The sequence below is a fragment of the Streptomyces sp. YGL11-2 genome (assembly GCF_050054615.1).
GTDB lineage: Bacteria > Actinomycetota > Actinomycetes > Streptomycetales > Streptomycetaceae > Streptomyces.
In genome coordinates this window covers 103,557-121,458 of sequence record NZ_JBNHIN010000025.1, presented here as the reverse complement: position 1 = coordinate 121,458, position 17,902 = coordinate 103,557, and the positions used below count along the sequence as shown (strand labels likewise).

Sequence of the window (17,902 nt, the reverse complement as noted above, 5' to 3'; positions counted from 1 at the left end):
CCCTGTGGGAGAGTAGGACGCCGCCGAACAATCTTTGTGGGGAGGCCCCGCACCGTATGGTGCGGGGCCTTTCTGCGTTCCGGGCCCGTTCGCCTGTGCCGCGATGAGTTCCCTGACCCTGCACTGGAATTCGTCGAGCACATCACGCCGGTCAAGGACAGGGGCACGCAGACTCTCCTGGAGCAGGAACTCAACGCCGCAATGAGCGAGCCCGCTGACGGACGGATCACTCCGGGGCCCCCTTGGGAGGACTACCAGGCCGCGGGCGCCGTTCACCCGAGGATCGACGCTTGCGGTGTCACCGTTCGGGACGCCTTCGATCTCGACGACGTGTCGGGCCGGCTGCGCAGTCCCCCGGCAGGTGAGCACTTGGCTGGCCTTCGGCGCAGTACGGTCACCCTCTACCGCCATCACCGGGCCGCTTCCGAGGGCTGGCTCGCCGTCACGCCCGTGCTGCGGTGGATCGAGGCCGGCATCTCCCTCCGACCCCGACCGCGCCGACACGCTCCTGGGACTGCTCGACGACGATGACCACATGCGCCAGCTCGCGGCTTGACGTCCCATTGGCCACCGCAAACCGGGCATGGCGCACCCTCGGCCTCCCCGTGATCGACAACCGAGCCAGGCACACCGCCAGTTCGACGCATGGCTGGAGAAGGAACGACCGGCGCTCCAAGCGCGGGTCAGGGACGCGTACGCCCCCCATGTGTTCCGCTCCGGCGGCGCACTCGCCGGCTACGTACGTCTGCGCGAGCTGCCGGGCCTCGTACCCGACCCCGAATGGCACACGGAGCACTGGGATCTCGCCCCCGAGATTCTCGCTTCCCACACCGACCGATGGGCAGCCGCGCATCTGCCGACCCCGCCCAGCCGCCCCCCCCTGCGCCCGCTCGCCCAAGTCCGCGAGGGAGCTATTGGCGCTGTCCACACACGGATGCCGAGACTGCGTGCCCTCGTGGAGGAATGGGCGCGGTATACGGGCGAGGAGGCGTGCCGCTTCCTGGTGCCACGGAGATCCTCCAAGAACGGGACGGCGAGAGCCTGCTCGGCTTCGAGATCCCCACGGCGCGAGACCTCGTCAACTGGCTGAGCGATAGAGGTTATTGGCCAGTCGGCAAGCGCGTCACGCACCGGCGCGCAGACCTGGAGCTGACCGGACAGAAGCCACTGATTCCGGTACAACGCCCCGGTCCAACGTCGACCCCGGGAGCGGCCATACGACGGCGCCACCACCTTCCGGCCTCGTCGGTGACGTGAATCGCCCCACCGCGGAAGTCGGCTACGAGGTGTTGTGTCGACGTCATCACCGCCGCCGCATGACGAGCGCTGCTGCGCGTGCCGTCGCGCTCTCGCCGGACGTCCTGCCGTTTGCCCCCTCTTGAGCCTCGAACCTGCCTGCCGCGCCGTTGACGGCGGCCATGGTGACTACAGGCCGTTGACAGCTGCCGGTCCGACGCCCGCCACCCTAGAAGCGACCTGCGCGTGGCATGGGACCGGTGCCTGGCTGGCCGAGCGCGTCACGCTACGGCAGCCCGCCGACCTGGACAAACCTGACCTGGACCTGCGGCTCGGCGTGCCCGCAGCCGCCGCGCCCCCGGCCGCGCGCACGGCGACTCTCACCGACGGAACCGAACTCGCTTACGACGGCCTGATCCTGGGTCGCAAACTGAGCGGCACGGACAAGACCAAGTCCACCGCGGCGACGTTATCGACCCGCGCCAACCGCAGCTGGGCCCGTTTCCATAGGCGGAGACCGCCGGCTACGACCTCACCGGCAACCGACAACCGGCAACCGGGTATGCGCACCTCCCGTGCCTCGACACAGGGCGGGAGTCCGTGGCGCCCAAGGCGTGTTGTAGGGCGGACAGATCGCGGAAGTGATTGACTCAGCCGCCGCTCTTGCGCCGGAACGACCGCTGGCTCGCAGCCGGGCCGTGCGCTCCACGGACCTTCGACGCATCGACGTTCGCAGCAAGGTCAGCGGCGTCCGCCTGCACACCGCGCTTGCGCTCCAGCGCTTCCCGGAATTTGCGTTTGAGGTCGTAGTGGCCGTCGCTGTCGGGCACCAGAGCGGACGTCTCGGGGTCGGACGGCTCCGAACCTTCTTTGGATGCAGACTCTGCGGTCACGGCGACCTCCTGGGTTCGGGCAATGGGAAGCACAGCTTGTCATGCCGAGCGCAGTGCGGGGCGCAAGCAAGATCATCTTGGCTCCGGCTTCGGCGGGTATCACCTCTCGGCCAGGGCACACCACGAGGGCGTTCATCGCGTAGGGGTACGCACAGGAGGGTTTCGGGCCGGGCTGGAGGTTCTCCATTCCGTGGTCGGAAGTATTAGATTGTCAGGGCAGCGGCTCTCAGCCGCCGCGACGCACCAGGGCCGCCTTGCGGGCCTCGCTGGCCTTGCCGCCGGCGCCGCGGGAGGCGTCCTTGCTGGTGCCCAGTCCGCGGGAGGGGGCGCTGGTGTTTTTGGGCCGGGGTGCGGCGTGAGGCCGTGGTCGGCCTCCTGGCGCCGGTCACACGGCGCTCCAGGCACCGTCGACGGTGAGAACGAACCCGGCATCGGCGGGCCGCGACGGTCCAGCGCCAGGACGGCCGACTCCGCATCGCGCTGCGTCCGTCGGCCCCGGGACGCTGCTGACCAGCCTCTGATCGACCGGCGTCGGCGTCGACGGAGCTGGGGCAGAACGGCACGGTGTGAGGGTGGGCGCGTCGGCAGGTGCCTTGTGGGATGTACGTGGGATCCGTGATTGTCTGGGCCTGCGGGATAGATGGCGAATGGTTTAGTAAAAGGACTTTGGCGCTACAAATCGAACATAATCGAGCGTCGCGTGGTTTGCAGGGGTTGATCTTTACGCGTGATGACCGTGCGGGTGAGGGCAAGCTGTCGTCGCGTCTGGGGCTGGTGACCGACGCGGTGGAGGCCGGGCCGGGGTTGGATCTGTACGGATATGTGGTGGAGCAGTTGTCTCGGGGTGGCCGGGTCGACTACGTGATTGTGGACGAGGCCCAGTTCCTGCTGTCCGGGCAGATTGACCAACTGGCTCGGATCGTGGATGACTTGGAGCTGGATGTCTTCGCGTTCGGCATTACCACCGACTTCCGGACGAGGCTCTTTCCTGGTTCCCAGCGTCTGATCGAGCTTGCCGATCGCTTGGAGACTTTGCAGGTCGAGGCGATGTGCTGGTGTGGTGCTCGGGCCACGCACAATGCGCGCACCGTGGGTGGAGAGATGGTCGTCGAGGGGGAGCAGGTTGTCGTGGGCGACGTGGCTCAGTCGGCGGCGGAGGTCGGGTACGAGGTGCTCTGCCGACGTCATCACTGCAGGCGGATGACGAGCGCCGCGGCGCGGGGAGCGGCGCTGTCGCCGGACGTGCTGCCGGTCACCGCCACTTGACCTCCGGCCGGCGAGAAGCACGTCGACTTGCTTGTCGGCCGTACTGGCCATGGGGGAGCGGGTGGTTCTGGGCCGTGGGCTCGGGAGGGTGGCCTTGGCCGCAGGTTCGAGTCTCGGCGGGGAACGGGCGACGGCGGTTCTCTGGCGCTCTGGTCGCTGTAGAGGCCACGTACGACCTCTTGCAGGCACGCGGTCGGACGTGTCCCAGGCGGAAGGCCGGATCTGGGCATACGGTGATCAAGCCCGGCTGCGGGTGCGGCTGGGCCCTTCAGTTCTTCGCGGGCGTGCCGCAACATTTCTTGTACTTGCGTTCCGACTCGCACCAGCAGGGGCCGTTGCGCGCGGGTGGCCACAGCAGGGCACGCTCGGGGCGCGCCGTCTTGGCGTACCACTCGCCGTAGGCACGCCGGGTCTCCACGGCGCCCGGCTCCCGCCTCTGCTGGCTGGCGTATTCCTCGAACTCGGCGGGCGTGGCGCTGACGATCCGTACGTGGGCGGCGCCGGCTACGCTGTAGGCGCGGGCGTCGCGCTGTAGGCGCGCGGCGTAGGTGTCGTAGTCGTCTCCGTACGAGGTGGTCGACTCCGGCCAGCAGGCCCGGACAGCGGCGAAGTCCTCGCGGACCCATCGCAGCACGATCCCGTCCAACGCCTCCCAGCCCTGGGGGACGTCCACTGCTGGGTTCTGCGACAGTGCCTCAAGCAGTCCGTCCCGGAACTGTGCGAAGGATGCGTCCGCCTCCGCCTCGGCGGCGAGGTCGTCCTCGTTCAGCTCGATCCCCAACTCGCCCCGCAGGAAGCTGCGGTGGATGAGGAGGCCGTGCCGGTACTCGGTTGCCCGCGGACTGTCGTCGTCCGAGGCGAGGGCGTCCAGGCTCGCCTGGCACCGCTCAAGGGCCCGCTCGTACTGCCCGGCTTCGGTGAGGACCTCGACCATGTCGTCGATGACCGCAGTCGCGACGGCCCGGTGGACTCGGTATCGAGGCGGGCGCGGAGTTCTGTCTGGAGTCTGTTCGGCTTCCTGTGCTCGGCCCAGTGCGTGGAGTTGGTCGACGATGCCCACTTGGGCGTCGAGACGGTACTCGCCGTGGGAGTCGGCCGCGCGGCGGAAGAGTGCCAGCGCAGCCTCACTGCTGCCACTTCTGCCGGACCGGGTTGTCAGCCACCCGGCGTCCACCAGGGCTCTCGCCTGCTGTGGGGATCACCCGGCGCAGCAGGGCCATGCCCAACGCGCGGGCGGTGGCCGCGGCGACGGGGGCGGCGAAGGACATCGGTCGTCTGGCTCCCGGAACCCGCGTGACACCCCGACGTACGGTTGGCGATTTCGCGCAGTGCTCGGTGTGCCCCCCCAACGAGCCACAATGCGAAAACCGAGGTGGAAGAACGGGGCCGACCGGCGCGGCGTAGCAGGTGATCTGCCAGTGCCCGTGGACGGCCGGCGCTCTCGGTTGGCTCAGTGAGTCGTGACCAGGACGTGGCTGTTGGCGGCTGTCGTGGTCTTGCGTACGCATTCCAAGAAAGGGGTTGGGCTCATCTGCCACATCCAGTTGGAGGGGGCGTCGGACCTGACGGAAGGTATGAACGGGCCGGCCTCTCGTGGGCCGTTTCTTGCCCGATGGCGCAGCGCATGGTGCTGCTCCTCAGTGGGTTGGCCCTCAGCGATTCCGGCCAGGGTCCAGCATTGGTCCTCGGCTCCCCAACCCCCGCCCGCTACGCCCCGCCGGTCCCGGGCCGTACGACGGTCCGGGACCGGCTCTGGGATCGGGAAGTCCCGTGATCTGCGGGCAGGTTCACATGAAGATCAGCACGAGCGCGAGGAGGAGCAGGACGATCACGCCGACGCCGGTCCCCACCACGCAGCCCGGGCTGTTCGCCAGCTCGGAGAGCCGGGATGTGGAGGCGCGTGGTTCCGGGTCGAGAGCGGAGGGGGCGGGGAATGTGGTGTACGCGGGGGCAGCGGGGGGTGCGTGGAGAGCGGCGGACTGCGCGGGGCTCTGGCCGATCATGTCCCGCAGGATCTGCTGCCACAGGATCGGCGGCAGGTCGGGGGCCCGCCCGTTCCTGGGCGCGATGATGGTCTCCCGGAGCCAGTTGCCCGCGGCAGGGTGGCGGTCCCGGCACATGCGATGCAGGAGTTCCTGTAGATCGCGCAGATAGCGTTCGTCGCGGGCGAGGGGGGCGACGGCCCAGGTGAAGAGGTCGGCCGCCCGGCTGACCAGGGCCGTCCGCGATGCGGGTTCCGCGCCCTGCCCATTCGGCGTGAGGTACAGGTCGTTGCGGAGCACCTCCGCGCACAGCGCGTGCCGCATCGCCGTCCCGCGCTGCCGGACGCGGTCGCCGTCCCCGAGCTCGTTCAGCAGCAGTTCCACGGACTCCGGCGGCCGCCCGCCGGAGCGCAGCTCGTGCAGGAGCAGATCGTCAGGCAGGGTGCGCAGGCGGTCCGCCAGTCTGCCGCGCTGCACGGCGTTCCTGCCGCGGGGCAGATGCAAGTCCTCCAAGTCCTCGTGGAGTGTGGGAAGTTCGGTGTCGGCTGCCGGATAGTCGGTGGAGGGTGCCGTGGGACGGGGGGCGGGCGGGCGGCCGGGGTGCGGAGGTGCTGTCGAGGGTGAGGGTGAGGGTGAGGGTATGGATACGGACGGGGGGGCTGGTGCGGGCGTCGGGGTGAGAGGGGTGGGATCCGGCTGGGGGTCCGAGGGCGGGGCGGCCGGAGCGCGGTCCGGGAGGCGGGGCGGGGCGGTCAGGCGGTCGGCGTCCAGGATGTCCTTGAGCAGGGCGTGCCGCCGCGGCCAGTCCAGCGCCGCGCCGCCGCTGAGCCCGTCGACCAGTTGCGGCACCCCGGGGCGGTTCGACGGGTGTTCCAGGAGGTATTCCACGAGCCGGGCCGCCGCCCGGTGCTCGAACCGGGGTTGGGCTGGTGAGCGGCCCATTACCCGGGCCAGTGGACCGGAACCGCCGGTGTCGGGCTCCCAGCGCGGGACGCTCATCAGCCGCAGAGGGTGGGTGTCGACCGTGTCGTACGTGGCGAACGTCCACTCCTCGCCCAGCCAGGGGCCGAAGAGCATGAACAGTCCGAGATACACCAGCGGTGCGGCGTCCTGGTCGGGCCAGCCAGGCAGCTCCTCCTCGCCCGTGAGCAAGGACACCCGCTGCGTCGGATCGCGCAGCCACTCCGCGGTGACCAGGATCAGCGCGTGCTGGACTGTCGGCAGCAACTCCCGCATTCCCGGGAGTCGTTCGCACGCCAGCGCGTCGAGTTCGGCGCACTTCACCACGCGCTGCCGCCCGGTGGCCTGCTCGGCGGACTCCCGTTTACCCCACCCGCCGTGCGCGAGCCCGAGGCACTGACGGGTCTTCAGGGTCTGCGGCTCGCCGACCAGGACATGGCTGACTGTGCTGGGCCGGCCGCCCCGGTCGGTGGTGGGCCAGCGCTGGACGAGCATGACCTCACCGTCGCGGGACAGGGTGCGTACGACGCTGTGCCGCGGGGCCCGCGCGCCGGACACCCACAGCAACGGTCCCAGTTCCCTGCCCAGTTCCTCGGCGCGCTCGGCCGAGCAGGAGTGGGCGACGGCCTTCATGCCTGTGCCCTGGCGGCCCTGGTTGCCGTCCCACCGGAAGACCACCTGGTGCACCGAGCCCGCGGTATTGCCGCTACCCTGCCCGGCCGTGCCGGACGGTGCCCGGTGAGCCGGTCTCCGGTCCTGGAAGTCGTTCACCGTTCTTCCTCTCCCACAGTTCCCCTGGCCTCCGGCGACGGCACCTCTTCCCTCGCGGGCGGCCCTCCCACGGCGAACGCCTCCGCACCGCCCGGCACTTCGATCAGCCCGTGCATCGCCAGCAGCGACAGGAGCGGCTCCAGCACCCGCCGGGGCCCCGCCCCGGCCGGATAGCGGCCGTTGTCCTCCTGACCGCCGGTGGCCGACGCGACGTGCAGGGTGCACCGGCGGATCGCGTCGAACGGGCGCAGCCACGCCTGGCCGGCATGGTGGCGCAGGAGCCCGTAGACGTCCCGGCTCTCCTCGCGCATCAGCGCCGGGTCGAGCGAGGTGGGCGCCGCCTCGCCCAGCCACCGGTCGACGGGCGGCTGGAACCGCAGGAGATCGGCCTTGCCGAGCACCATCGCAGCCGCCACGTCCAGATACGGGCCGTTCTTGGGCAGCCGGTCCAGGACGGTGCCGAAGGCGAGATCGCCGTCCCGGTTCACCTCAAGACCCCAGCGTTCCCTGGCGTGGTCCAGATGCGGCAGCGGGAGAGCCAATGCCGGGTCCACGACGAAGACCATGGCGTCGACTCCGAGCAGGAAGCGGAGCGCGGCGTCGGTCCGTACGAGGTCCTCGCCGCCCAGGTCGAAGAAGGCGACCGGACGCACCCGCCCGCGGGCGTCGGTGATCAGGAGGGACTCCACGAATCGGGCGAAGCCGTCCAGGCCGAGGGCGCCGGTGTGGCCGAGGACCTTGCCGTTGCGCAGCGGCTGCACCCGTTCCCGTACGAACCGCGCGTGCTGCTCCGGGTTGACGGACTGCCACTTCAGTCCGAACGGCTCCAGGGCGCCGTCGGTGATCTCGGCGATCATCTGGGTCAGTAGATGGCTCTTGCCGGTGGAGGACTGGCCGACCATCGCGACGGTCAGCGGCCGGCCGTGGGTGAGGTAGGGCACCGGGATGAAGTGCTCGGGGAAGTCCGGGTCCGCCGTGCACTTCTGGACGGCGCCGCGCATGATGTCCTCGCGCCGCAGAGGGTTGCCGACGCCGGAGACGTCCAGCGGCTGGTACTGCATCCTGCTGTCGGTGACGAACAGCGACCCGAGGTCGAGCTGGATGGTCTCCAGGCAGTAAGGGCACAGGACTTCTCCGTTGCTCCGCCGGGGCGCCGCCCAGGACCCGTCGTGAGGTTCGGGGGCGGGTGCCAGCCGCTTGAGGTGGAGCGCGTGGTCGAACGCCGCGTGGTGCGGGCGCGTCTTGTCGGCAGGCACGCTCGGCGCGATGCGACGGGCGGCGCCCGGGGCCAGGAGGTCGAGCAGTCGCTCGGGAGCAGGCCGGTCGGCTGCCAGCGGGGCGAAGGCGCCGCGCAGCGTCTCGGCGAGCACCCGGTGCTCGGCGAGATCGGCGGGCGCCCGGTCGGTGGGACCGGGCCGGCCGGTCACCAGCTGGTAGAGCACCTGGGCCGCGCTCCACACCGCGTCCCGGGGGTCGATGCGTCCCTCGCCCCGGCGCTGTTCGGGCGAGCAGTAGGGCGCCCTGCCCCACCGGGTCCTCGGACGTCCGGCGCGGGCCGCCCCCTCCAGCCCCCAGAGCTGGACCGAGGTGCCGTCCCAGAGCACGGTGGTCGGCGAGATCCCGCGCAGCACCAGGCCCTGACCGTCGAGCAGGCACAGCGCCAGCAGCAGATCACGGGCGAGGACCCGCTGGTCGGTCGCGGACATCACATGGGTGCGCGCGGCGGCGGTGCCGCGTGGCGCGGCGTACAGCAGGAACGGCTCGGCGGCGTCCAGTTCGTAGCCGATGATCCGCGGGAAGAGCGCCGCGTACTCCGTGTCGTCGAGCACCTGGTGCAGACGCAGGGCGGTGCCCGCCTCCGCGTCCAGCAGTGCGCGCGCCGCCGGGTTCGCCGCGTCGGCGGCGGTCAGCCGCACCTGGACGCACTGCTGTCCCTCGTCGTCGAGGAGGCCGTTGCGGATCCGCTGGGGCAGCTGCGGATCGCGGCGGGAGGTGCGTCCGAAGCGGACCGGGGCGGTGCGGCGTCGCCCTGAGGGGACGGTGAAGGCGAGGGTGGTCCGCTGCGAACTACCCGGCTCCACCAGGTTGGAGTGCGAGGTGCCGGTCACCAGTGGTCGCCGTCCCTTCGTTCGTCCGGGTCCCCCGGGTCGGCCCCGGGGCTCTGACGGGGCCGGACGGTGTCCACGACGCCCATCCGCAGCGGGGTGAGCCGGATCAGACCCGCGTGCCGTCCCGACGAGGTCCACAGCGCCTCGTGCGGCTGGGCCGAACCGCTCGTCCGCCAGGTCTTCTCGACCTCGCCGCGCACCGCGTCCGGGGCGAACCTGATCCATAGCGCCGCCGCCGGGTCGCGGCTGAGCAGCATGCTCTGCTCCGGTGAGGTCAGCTGCACCACGGCGCGCCGGTCGGCGTTTGCGCCGACCAGTTCGGCCACCCGGTGCGGGTCGGTCCCCAGCAGGTTCGCCGAGGTGGCGCGGGTGCGGTGTCCGGCGGCGAACGGAGGCGGGGCCAGCACCCCGTTGTGCCGGAGGTGGCGGCGGGCCGTCGACAGCAGGTCGCCGACCCGCTTCTCGGTGCGCCGGATGGCGAGGGCACCGGCCTGGCCGCGTTCGACGGCTCCCCAGTAAAACTCCATGGCGACCAGGGCGGCGTCCGTCAGATCGCCGACCAGGGTGGCGACCAGCTCCGGTCCGCCCTCGCCGCTCTCGCGGTCCAGCCAGCGCGGCGCCCCGGCTGTGCGGTCCTCCCACGGGTCTGCGGGTGGGGCGGAGGGTTTCTCCCCGACGGGCTCGACGGGCTCGTCCGCGGAAGGCGTGTCGTCCCAGGCGTACACGCTCGCCCAGTCGCTGTCCGTGTCGTCGTCCGCGGCGGAGGCGTCCGCCTCCAGGGCCGAGGCGCTGGACAGCCAGTCGTCCGCGGCGGGCGGCTCGGTGCCGGACGCACCGGCGGCCGCGGGCCGCTCAGGCTCGGGCAGCGCCTCGGCGTCCGCGGCGGCCGCCGTCGCCCGCAGCATGCCGGCGACGGACCGAGCCGCGTCGGCGCAGTACATGCGCTCCTCGGCGGCCCAGTGCTCGCGGACCGCCTCGGCCAGCAGCGCATCCAGCCCCTCCAGGGCCCGGCGCAGCGCGGCGGTCCCGTGGCTCGCGGCCCAGGAGTCGGCCGCCGCACGCCAGAGCCGGCGGGCCGTCTCCACCGCGGCGCCGAGGCCCGCCAGCAGACCGGCGGCGCTCAGCCAGAGCGGGGGCTCGGCCGCGTACGCCACCACCACCCCGGCTACCGCGCCGCCGGCGGCCGCGATCCGGGGTCCCATAGCGCAGCGGACCGGGCGCTCGGCACCCCGCAGACGGGATGCGCCGAGCAGCGTCATGCCGAGGAACACCAGTGGGACAACGAGCGCCAGCGCCACGAAGGGGCCCTGCCACAGCGCACCGAGCAGCCCCGCTGCGGCCAACGCCGGGAGACCCGCCACGGGGCTCGGCAGCGGGTCACCCCGCGACCCGGAACGCCGGGCCACCGCTTCGGCAATGGGGGTGCCCCCGCGCGAGCCGGTTCGAGTGTCGGAGAGGTCGGCGAGCTTCGGCAGCAGTGCGGAACCGGGCACTGGCTCCACCCGCCCGGCTAGCCCGGTGAAGCGCTGAGCCACCGCGCGCAGGGCCAGCCCCCGCCCCAGCAGCTTCCCGGCGAACTCCCGCAGGCCCTCGCCGATCCGCTCGCCCACGCCCTCGGCCGAGGGCACCCGTAGGCCGAGGGCCGCGAGCCGGGCCGCCGCCTCGGCGGCGGACGGTGCCGTACCGGCGCCGCCGCTGTGCAGAGCCGTGCCGACGAGGTCCCGGTAGTCGCCGAGCGCCTGGCGCGCCTGGTCCAGGTCGGCCTCGAACGCCTCCCTGCACGAGCCTCTCAGCAGCCCGGGGAGGGCCCGCAGCCTGGCCAGCGCGTCCTCGGCGCCGTCCAGGACATCCGCGCACGCGCGGTACGCACCGTCAGCCATCCCGCCCGGCTCCCGGTGCCGCTGGTCGCGGCCGCCCCGGCCCGCCACCAACCCCCGCAGCGTCTCCGGCAGATCGGCCGCGGACCAGGCGGCCACCGGCAGATCCGGGGCGAGTTCGGCGTCCTCGCCCGCGAACCGGGTGAGCGCGTCGCGCCAGGCCCGGTCGCGGACCTCCGGCGGCAGGTCCTGCTCCAGCAGCCGCATCCCGGGCGCGGCGATCGCGTCGGGCAGCGATCCGATGTCGTCGAGCACCCTCAGGAAGACGTCCGGGACCGACAGCACATCCACCAGGACCGCCAGTGCCTCCGGGTCGTCGGGCGCGGGCTGCTCCAGCGCCGTGCGGGCGGAGCGCAGATCGCCCGCCCACAGCAGGCTGGTGCCGGGGGCGCGCAGCACCGCGGGCCGCACCAGCCGCCGGTCCGGCGGGAACACCTCGTCCTCATCGGCGGACGAAGCGGGCGCGCCGCCGACCAGCAGGACCAGGACCCTGATCTCGCCCACGGCTCGGTAGGCGGTGAGCAGTTCGTACTGCCGCTGATGGCCGGTCAGCCCGGCCGGGGTGTCGACGACCAGGAAGAGCGGGTGATCGGGTTCCGGCAGTCCGGCCCGGCCGAGCTGGCGGGCGACCGCGGACCGCAAAGCGGGGGCGGTGCCGAGTTCCGCCGCCCCGGTGCGCAGGTCGAGGTGGACGACCGCGCCGATGTCCTCGGGTGTGATCACTCCGCGTCTCCGTCCCAGGGGTTGCGGCGCGCGTGGTCCCGGCCGCTTTCGTCGGCGGCCCCGTACGGACGGGGATCGTCGGGTTCGTCCCACGGCACCGAAGGCCGGTCGGCCCCGCCGGAGTGCCCGTTGACGCGGTCCCCGGAGGAACGCGGGGGCTGGTCGTCGTACGCGGCGTCGTAGTCGTAGCCGCCGGAGGTACGCGGCTGCCCTTCCCACCGGCCGTCCGCACCGCCCCTCTCCCCCCAACTCTCCCTACTGCCTTCGGTGTTGCGGTCACCGATCCGGTCGTCGTACGCGCCGGCGTAGTCGTCCGCCGGGGCGGACCGCGCGCGCTCGTCGGTGCCGCCGCCCGGGTAGGCGTCGGCGGAGGCGCGCGGGGCGGTGCCCCAGTCGTCGTCATCGGCCACGGAACGCCGGGGTTCCGGAATCTCCTTGCGGGGACGCGGCTTCGGTGTGCCGCCGCGGACGTGCTCCAGCAGCGTGCGCAGCGTCGGCTGGACGGCGCGCTGGTCCCCGAACTCGACGTCCAGTGCGGCCGGCAGTGTCTCCGCCCAGAACTCCCACAGCGGCCGCACCCATCCCTCGACCTGCTCGCCGCCGCGCTCCCGGCGCTCCCTCAGCAGCTCCAGTTGGCGCGGGGCGGTCTTCTCGACCAGCTCGACGAAGAGCGGATGCGGTTCGCTGCCATTCCTGGCGAGCCCCAGCGGCTGGGCCGCCATCAGGTTTTCGCAGTAGTCCTCGACGGTCCGCTCGTCGTCGAGGACGATCCAGCGTTCGTACGAGCGCAGCAGCTCCGCCCAGCTTGACACCCCGCCGGGGAAGTCCCCCAACCGCAGCCGGACGCCGGGCACATGGTCGCCCGTCTCGGGGAACAGCCGCAGCCGGACCCGGCCCGGCGAGGCGGGGTCGCCGTCCAGCACGTCCACCTGGCCGTTCCACATACAGCACAGCAGTCGGTGCAGGATGGCGCGGCGGTCCTCCGCGCTGCTGACCATCCAGCTGTCCCGGAATCCGAGCCGCTGACGCCACCTCAGCACGTCCTGGGCCTGCTCGGAGTCCTTGGCCCTGGCCCACTGTCGCAGCACCTTGCGGGCCTCGGGCACCTGGGTGAGGCTCATCTCGCTGCGGAAGAGGACCACGGTGATCGAGTCGCTCTCCACTCCCCGGTACTCCACGGAGTTCTTGGCGTCGGAGGGCAGCCGCAGCGCCTTGCCGAGGAACTCCTGCACCTCCTCCACGGCCTGTACGCGCGGGTGCGTGACGAGCACCCGCAGTGGTCCGGTGCCCTCCGGGGTGAAGCCCACCGGCAGCAGGCCGGCCAGTTTGCGGCCGAACAGGTCGAGTGCCTCCTTGCTGACCTGGTCGGCGGCGTCCGTGTCGCCCGCCGCGGCGGCCAGAAGGGTGCTCATGGGCGGCAGCAGCGGGCGCTCCTCCAGATGTTCGCCGCTCTCCGCGAACAGCCGCGTGATGCGGCCCTCCAGCTGGGCCTTGACAGCCGCCACCGCGCTGTCGGGGTTGCGGCGGCTGAGCGAGTGGGCTTTGCGCCAGGTGTCCCCGTTGGTCATCTTGAGCAGGAGTGCGGCCTCGTCGTCGTGCTCGCGCAGCCCCTCACCGCGGATCAGCCGGGTCACCAGGTCCTCGTAGAAGTGGTTGAGGGTGCGCTGCGGCGGCAGCAGATACGAGATCCCGGTGCGGTCCTCGTACAGGTCGAGGCCCTTCTGCGCGGAGACCTTGCGTTCCCGCTCGGAGTGCGTGAGGAAGGCGTTCACCAGGCGTCCGAGGTCGGTCCCGGCCGCGTCCGCCGGGGACTGCCAGCGCTGCTGCTGCTCGCGCCACGCCTCGTGCCACACGATCCGGCAGCGCCACTGGTACCAGGTGTTCTGCGCCTGGAGTGCTGCTTGTACGTCGTCGTCGCCCCAGCGGGCCGGCGACATGCCGGCCAACCGTCCCCTGACCCGCGGGATCTTGGGCGGCTGCTCGGTCACGCCCGGAGGGCGCTGGGGGGCGATGGCGCGGCTGTTGAGCATGCCCAGGAAGCCGAGCCGGGCGATCGGTTCGTCGCTGTCCGGGACGCCTCGCACGACGCGTTCGGCGAGGAAGGGGTCGACGGTCTGGAGGAGCTTGTCGATGGCCGGGCGCGGGGCGAATCGGTCGGCCATCGAGGCGGCCTGGCGGTCCGCGATGGACTGGAGGTCGGACAGCAATCGCTGCATGTCCGCGATCCGTTCGCCCAACGCCAGCTCGATGGCCCTGCTGCCGCGCGGCAGCGGTTCGGGCTCTGGTACGGGCAACTGCTTGCGTTCCCACAGCTCTTCGAGCTGGGAGTCGGCGAACAACTGCCGGATCATCGGCACCGCGGTGTCCCGCAGCGTGGTACGCGGCCGCTCTACGAGATCCGTGACGGCCTCCCGCAGCAGCCGGCCGGCGACCAGGTCGGCCAGCTGGTCCATCGGGGCGGTCATGGAGGCCACCAGGCTGGTGGAGACGCCCTGCCGGCCGATGCCGGTGGGGGACAGGGCGCTGCGGTGCAGGCCCCGGTTGATGAAGCTCGCGGCGAACGTCTGGTAGTCGTCGTCGGCCGCCGTCATCCGGCCCCGGGAGCGGCCGTCGCCCAGTTCGGTGCCGATCAGCGACATCACCAGGGAGACGATGGAGCGGCGCAGGTCGTCCTGGCGGATGCCCGCGGTCGGGCTGAACAGGAACGCCGTGGGCAGAATGCCGGTCCGCAGCCGGATCGGTGTCGTGCCCGGGTAGCGGATGCCGACCCCGGAGTCGTGGTCCAGGTCGCCGATCTCCGCGCCCTCCGTCGGCGCGTTTTGCCCGTCCACCAACCGGAACAGGTCGACCAGGGCGCGAGCCGCGTTGAGATCCGCCTCCCGCCCTCCGCCGCTGGCAGACGGGAACGAGGAGGGCATCACGACCAGCGGGTAGATCTTGACCCCGTCGAAGCGGCGCATCCGGAAGGCGTGGTTGATCAGGTGCAGATAGTCCAGGAAGATCCCGGCGCCGGTGCCTCCAGCCACCGAGAAGGCGACGAACACATCGCAACCGTTGACCTTGCCGCCGCCCAACTCGCTGAGTTCACCTGCTGCCTTGGCGATCGCGTCGATCGCCTGGAGCAGCGGCTCCAGGACCGGGGCGAGGCTGTGCCGGAGAGTGGCGAAGAGGGCGGCGCGCCCGACGGTGGGCAGCTGGCCGGCGCCGTTGTGGAGCGGGGTGACCTTCGGCTCGTCGATGCGCGGCGGCAGCCAGTCGGCGACCTCTTCGCGCAGGCTCGCCCGGAGCATCTTGGTCACTTCCGGTGAACTGTCGAAGTTCGGCAGGAGGTTGTGGGTGGCCCGGGAGGTACGGGCGTACGCGGCCCGCAGCGACGGGTCCACGTTGAACTGCGGCAGCCGCTGGAGGTCGGACTCGCTGTAGTCCGCGTACACGAACTGGAGGCAGTCGGGAAGCTGGTAGGGGGCGTGGCCGCCGAGGCGGCCGGTGAGCGCGACGCCGTCCGGGCCGCACAGCTCGGCGCGCAGCCTGCGTTCCAGTTCGGCACCGACCAGGCCGCCGGTGCCGCCCAGACCGACGAAGAGCATCGGCTGGAAGATCTTCATGGGTTTCCTCCCGTTGCGGCCGTATCGGCGGCCGGTTCGTCCTCGATACGTCTGTGGACTGCCCGCGGCACGGCGGCCGCGGTGCGATGTGCGGCGGCGAGCCGGCGGCGCACGGGTCCGCCCTGCGCCTCACCGGTACGAGTCATAGGCGCTCGCGCTCCCGCCCTCAGCGGTCGCGGGGGTGGTGGCCGTGGCGGTCCGGGTCCGGGAAGGCCGTGTTCTGCGGGCCTTCGCGGTGTGGGTCTCCTCGCCGAGGGAGAGGCTCAGCGTGTCGGTCAGCGGGACGCTGCCGTGCGCGGGCAGCCGGGTCCGTCCGCCGCCGCGCGTGCGCAGCACCGCGCCGCCCTCGGGGCTGCGCTGGACGGCGTACGGGCCGTGGCTGCGCCGTTCAATGCGCGGGCTGCGGTGGGGTTCGACGACAGCGAACTCGTACCACTGCTTGTGCCCGTGCCCGGCCGGGTGGTCGTTGAGGATGTCGCCTTCCTCGGAGACCAGTTGCAGCACCAGGCCGAACGGGTCCCTGCGCATGCGGCGTTGCCGCAGCAGGGCGACGGCGGCCGCGACGGCCAGCGCGAGCAGTACGGCGGTGGAGACGAACGCCCACCAGTACTTGTCCCAGATACCGGGTTCCGGCGTCAGCCGCACCGAGAGCGGGGACCGCACCAGCGCCCGGTTGCCGTCGGTGGCGTCGACGACCGTGACGGTGCCGCCGAGGCGCAGCCCGTCAGAGTGGAGGCGGCCCCCGAAGGCGCCTTCGGGACCGATCTCGACGGTCACCTTCCGGGTCCCGGACTCGCCGGGCTTCACCTCGATCTCGGCCGGGGCGACCGAGAGCAGCCCGGGCTGGAGGTCGGTGACGGACAGCCGCAGGGTGTGCGGGGTGCCGCTGGTGTTGTGGACGGCCAGGGTGCCGGTGACCGTGGAGCCGGGGTGGGTGTCCGCGGCGGGCAGGGTGAGCGCGGTGGTGATGGGCAGTTCACCGGGTGCGATCTGGCCGCTCTCGCTGCGGGTGTCGGCGGTCAGCCCCGAGGCCGTCAGTGTGCCGCTCACCTTCAGCGCCCCGTTGGCGCTCCTGGGGATCTGCACGGTTCCGGTGAAGGAGCCGTCGCCCGCCTCGCGGTCGGGCCCCTTTCCGTCGTCGGCGAGGTGCACCGGCAGCGGGGCGAAACCGTCGCCCGTCAGCTCGCCGCGGACCTGCAACCCGGCGTAGTCGCGCGGGTCCTTGATCTCGTAGCCCTCGCGGGTCTGCAACCGCATGGTCACCGTGGCCTTCTGCCCGGCCTGCGGCGACGGCGGGTCCATGGTGATGGCGCCGCGCAGCTCGCCGTGCCACAGCACGCTGACGCCGACCGGCAGGGAGCGGTGCCCTTCGGGGGCTTCGACCTTCACCTTCCAGACGCCGGGCACCGGGTCGGTGATCTTCAGTGCCTCGACGGCGTGTCCGGCGCCCGCCAGCTCGAACCGTGACTTCCGGTACGTCCCCGAGGTGGGGACCTGATGGCCGCTCGGGTCGAGGTAGGTGACCGTCACCTCGGGGTCGCTCTTGTCGACCACGATGCTGCCCACGGTCGCCAGCGGCGAGATACCGATCTCCAGGGTGGCGGGCGGCCGTTCGCTGGTGCCCTGCGCGTACCGCAGGCAGTGCGCGGCGGCGAAGATCCGCTCCAGCATCGGGCCGACGTCCTTCGCCCCGGAGACCTTGTCGGCCTTCGGGAGGGCGGAGGGTAGTTCGACGCAGCCCTTCTGGTATCCGCCGGCGGCCATCCGGTCGAGCTGCGCCTTGTCCGGTTCGGGGCCGAAGCCCAGCGGCCAAATCTGGACGTGCTGGTCGGCGGCCTCCTTGAGCGCCAGCTCCAACTGCCGTTCGCCCTCGGCCTGGCGATGCGCGGGGTCGCCGTACTGGGGACTGTCGGTGACGTCCAGCATCCCGTCGGTGAGAAGGAACAGCACCCGGGGCACCGACGGTTCGGAGCCGGTGGTGAGCTCGTGCACTCCCTGGCGTATCGCGCTCGGGAAGTCGGTGCCGGCGCCCTCGCTCTTCTTGCGGCTGCGCAGCTTGCCGACGCATCCGCCGATCGCCTCGCGCCCCGCCGCGTCCAGCGCGGTCCGCGGGCACACCGGGTCCACCGCGCGCTGGTCGCCGGACTCGGCGTCGGCGAATCCGAAGACCGTGACATGGGAGGACGGGGAGACGTCGCCCAGCGCGATCCGTGCGGCGGCGTCCTTCTCGGCCGCCATGTCCTCGGGCGCGAGGCTCGCGGACTCGTCCACGGCGACCGCGTAGTCGACCGACCCGAAGGCCGGCTGGGCGTCCGCCGCCGGCACCGGATCACGGCCGGGGGGCGCCAGCAGGGACACCAGTACCGCGGCGCCGCACAGCACACGGACCGCACCGCGTCGCGCCTGACCCCTTCTCGTCCGCCGACTTGCCCTGCCTGTTCCCACGGCCGTCCCCTTGCTTCGTCTCTGCTTCGTGTGCGT

Annotated in this window: 10 protein-coding genes and 1 pseudogene; 3 read left to right on the top strand and 8 right to left on the bottom strand. The window is 72.0% G+C overall.

The window, feature by feature from the left end:
- Positions 1 to 36 precede the first annotated feature (36 nt).
- A complete protein-coding gene (locus tag ACO1BR_RS26345; protein WP_426797582.1) occupies positions 37 to 531 on the top strand; it encodes a TIGR04141 family sporadically distributed protein in 495 nt (164 codons plus the stop codon).
- A 710-nt stretch (positions 532 to 1,241) separates the two neighbouring features.
- Positions 1,242 to 1,382, top strand: a pseudogene (locus tag ACO1BR_RS26340) (thymidine kinase); the annotation flags it as partial.
- 504 nt (positions 1,383 to 1,886) lie between these two features.
- Here ACO1BR_RS26340 and ACO1BR_RS26335 read toward each other — a convergent pair.
- Positions 1,887 to 2,129 (bottom strand): DUF5302 domain-containing protein, encoded by a 243-nt coding sequence (locus tag ACO1BR_RS26335; protein ID WP_426797578.1) that lies wholly within the window; start codon positions 2,127 to 2,129, stop codon positions 1,887 to 1,889.
- 600 nt (positions 2,130 to 2,729) lie between these two features.
- Between ACO1BR_RS26335 and ACO1BR_RS26330 the strand changes: the two genes are divergently transcribed.
- Entirely contained in the window at positions 2,730 to 3,395 is a 666-nt protein-coding gene (locus tag ACO1BR_RS26330) for a thymidine kinase (RefSeq protein WP_426797577.1), read from the top strand.
- 268 nt (positions 3,396 to 3,663) lie between these two features.
- Here the strand turns inward: ACO1BR_RS26330 and ACO1BR_RS26325 are convergent, their stop codons facing one another.
- From ACO1BR_RS26325 to ACO1BR_RS26295, 7 genes are all read right to left on the bottom strand, one after another.
- Positions 3,664 to 4,329, bottom strand: coding sequence for an SEC-C domain-containing protein (locus ACO1BR_RS26325; protein WP_426797576.1), 666 nt, complete (start codon positions 4,327 to 4,329; stop codon positions 3,664 to 3,666).
- 190 nt (positions 4,330 to 4,519) lie between these two features.
- Complete coding sequence (locus ACO1BR_RS26320) at positions 4,520 to 4,663, bottom strand: hypothetical protein (RefSeq protein WP_426797575.1); 144 nt, start codon at positions 4,661 to 4,663, stop codon at positions 4,520 to 4,522.
- A gap of 519 nt (positions 4,664 to 5,182) precedes the next feature.
- Positions 5,183 to 7,108 carry a hypothetical protein gene (locus ACO1BR_RS26315; RefSeq protein WP_426797574.1) on the bottom strand — a complete coding sequence of 642 codons (1,926 nt, stop codon included), beginning with the start codon at positions 7,106 to 7,108 and terminating at the stop codon, positions 5,183 to 5,185.
- Positions 7,105 to 9,216: a hypothetical protein gene (locus tag ACO1BR_RS26310; RefSeq protein ID WP_426797573.1), complete on the bottom strand. Its 2,112-nt coding sequence runs from the start codon at positions 9,214 to 9,216 to the stop codon at positions 7,105 to 7,107. Before ACO1BR_RS26310 ends, ACO1BR_RS26315 begins: the two co-directional genes overlap by 4 nt.
- On the bottom strand, positions 9,213 to 11,816 hold the full coding sequence (locus ACO1BR_RS26305; RefSeq protein WP_426797572.1) for a hypothetical protein: 2,604 nt from the start codon (positions 11,814 to 11,816) through the stop codon (positions 9,213 to 9,215). Before ACO1BR_RS26305 ends, ACO1BR_RS26310 begins: the two co-directional genes overlap by 4 nt.
- Complete coding sequence (locus ACO1BR_RS26300) at positions 11,813 to 15,421, bottom strand: tubulin-like doman-containing protein (protein WP_426797571.1); 3,609 nt, start codon at positions 15,419 to 15,421, stop codon at positions 11,813 to 11,815. The genes ACO1BR_RS26305 and ACO1BR_RS26300 overlap by 4 nt, the downstream gene beginning before the upstream one ends.
- 129 nt (positions 15,422 to 15,550) lie before the next feature.
- On the bottom strand, positions 15,551 to 17,803 hold the full coding sequence (locus ACO1BR_RS26295; protein WP_426797570.1) for a choice-of-anchor X domain-containing protein: 2,253 nt from the start codon (positions 17,801 to 17,803) through the stop codon (positions 15,551 to 15,553).
- Positions 17,804 to 17,902: the final 99 nt, after the last annotated feature.

Bases quoted from the DNA above. Each gene is read 5' to 3' on its own strand.
- ACO1BR_RS26330 (WP_426797577.1), top strand. From the start codon at position 2,730: ATGTACGTGGGATCCGTGATTGTCTGGGCCTGCGGGATAGATGGCGAA.
- ACO1BR_RS26325 (WP_426797576.1), bottom strand. From the start codon at position 4,329: ATGGTCGAGGTCCTCACCGAAGCCGGGCAGTACGAGCGGGCCCTTGAG.
- ACO1BR_RS26320 (WP_426797575.1), bottom strand. From the start codon at position 4,663: ATGTCCTTCGCCGCCCCCGTCGCCGCGGCCACCGCCCGCGCGTTGGGC.
- ACO1BR_RS26300 (WP_426797571.1), bottom strand. From the start codon at position 15,421: ATGAAGATCTTCCAGCCGATGCTCTTCGTCGGTCTGGGCGGCACCGGC.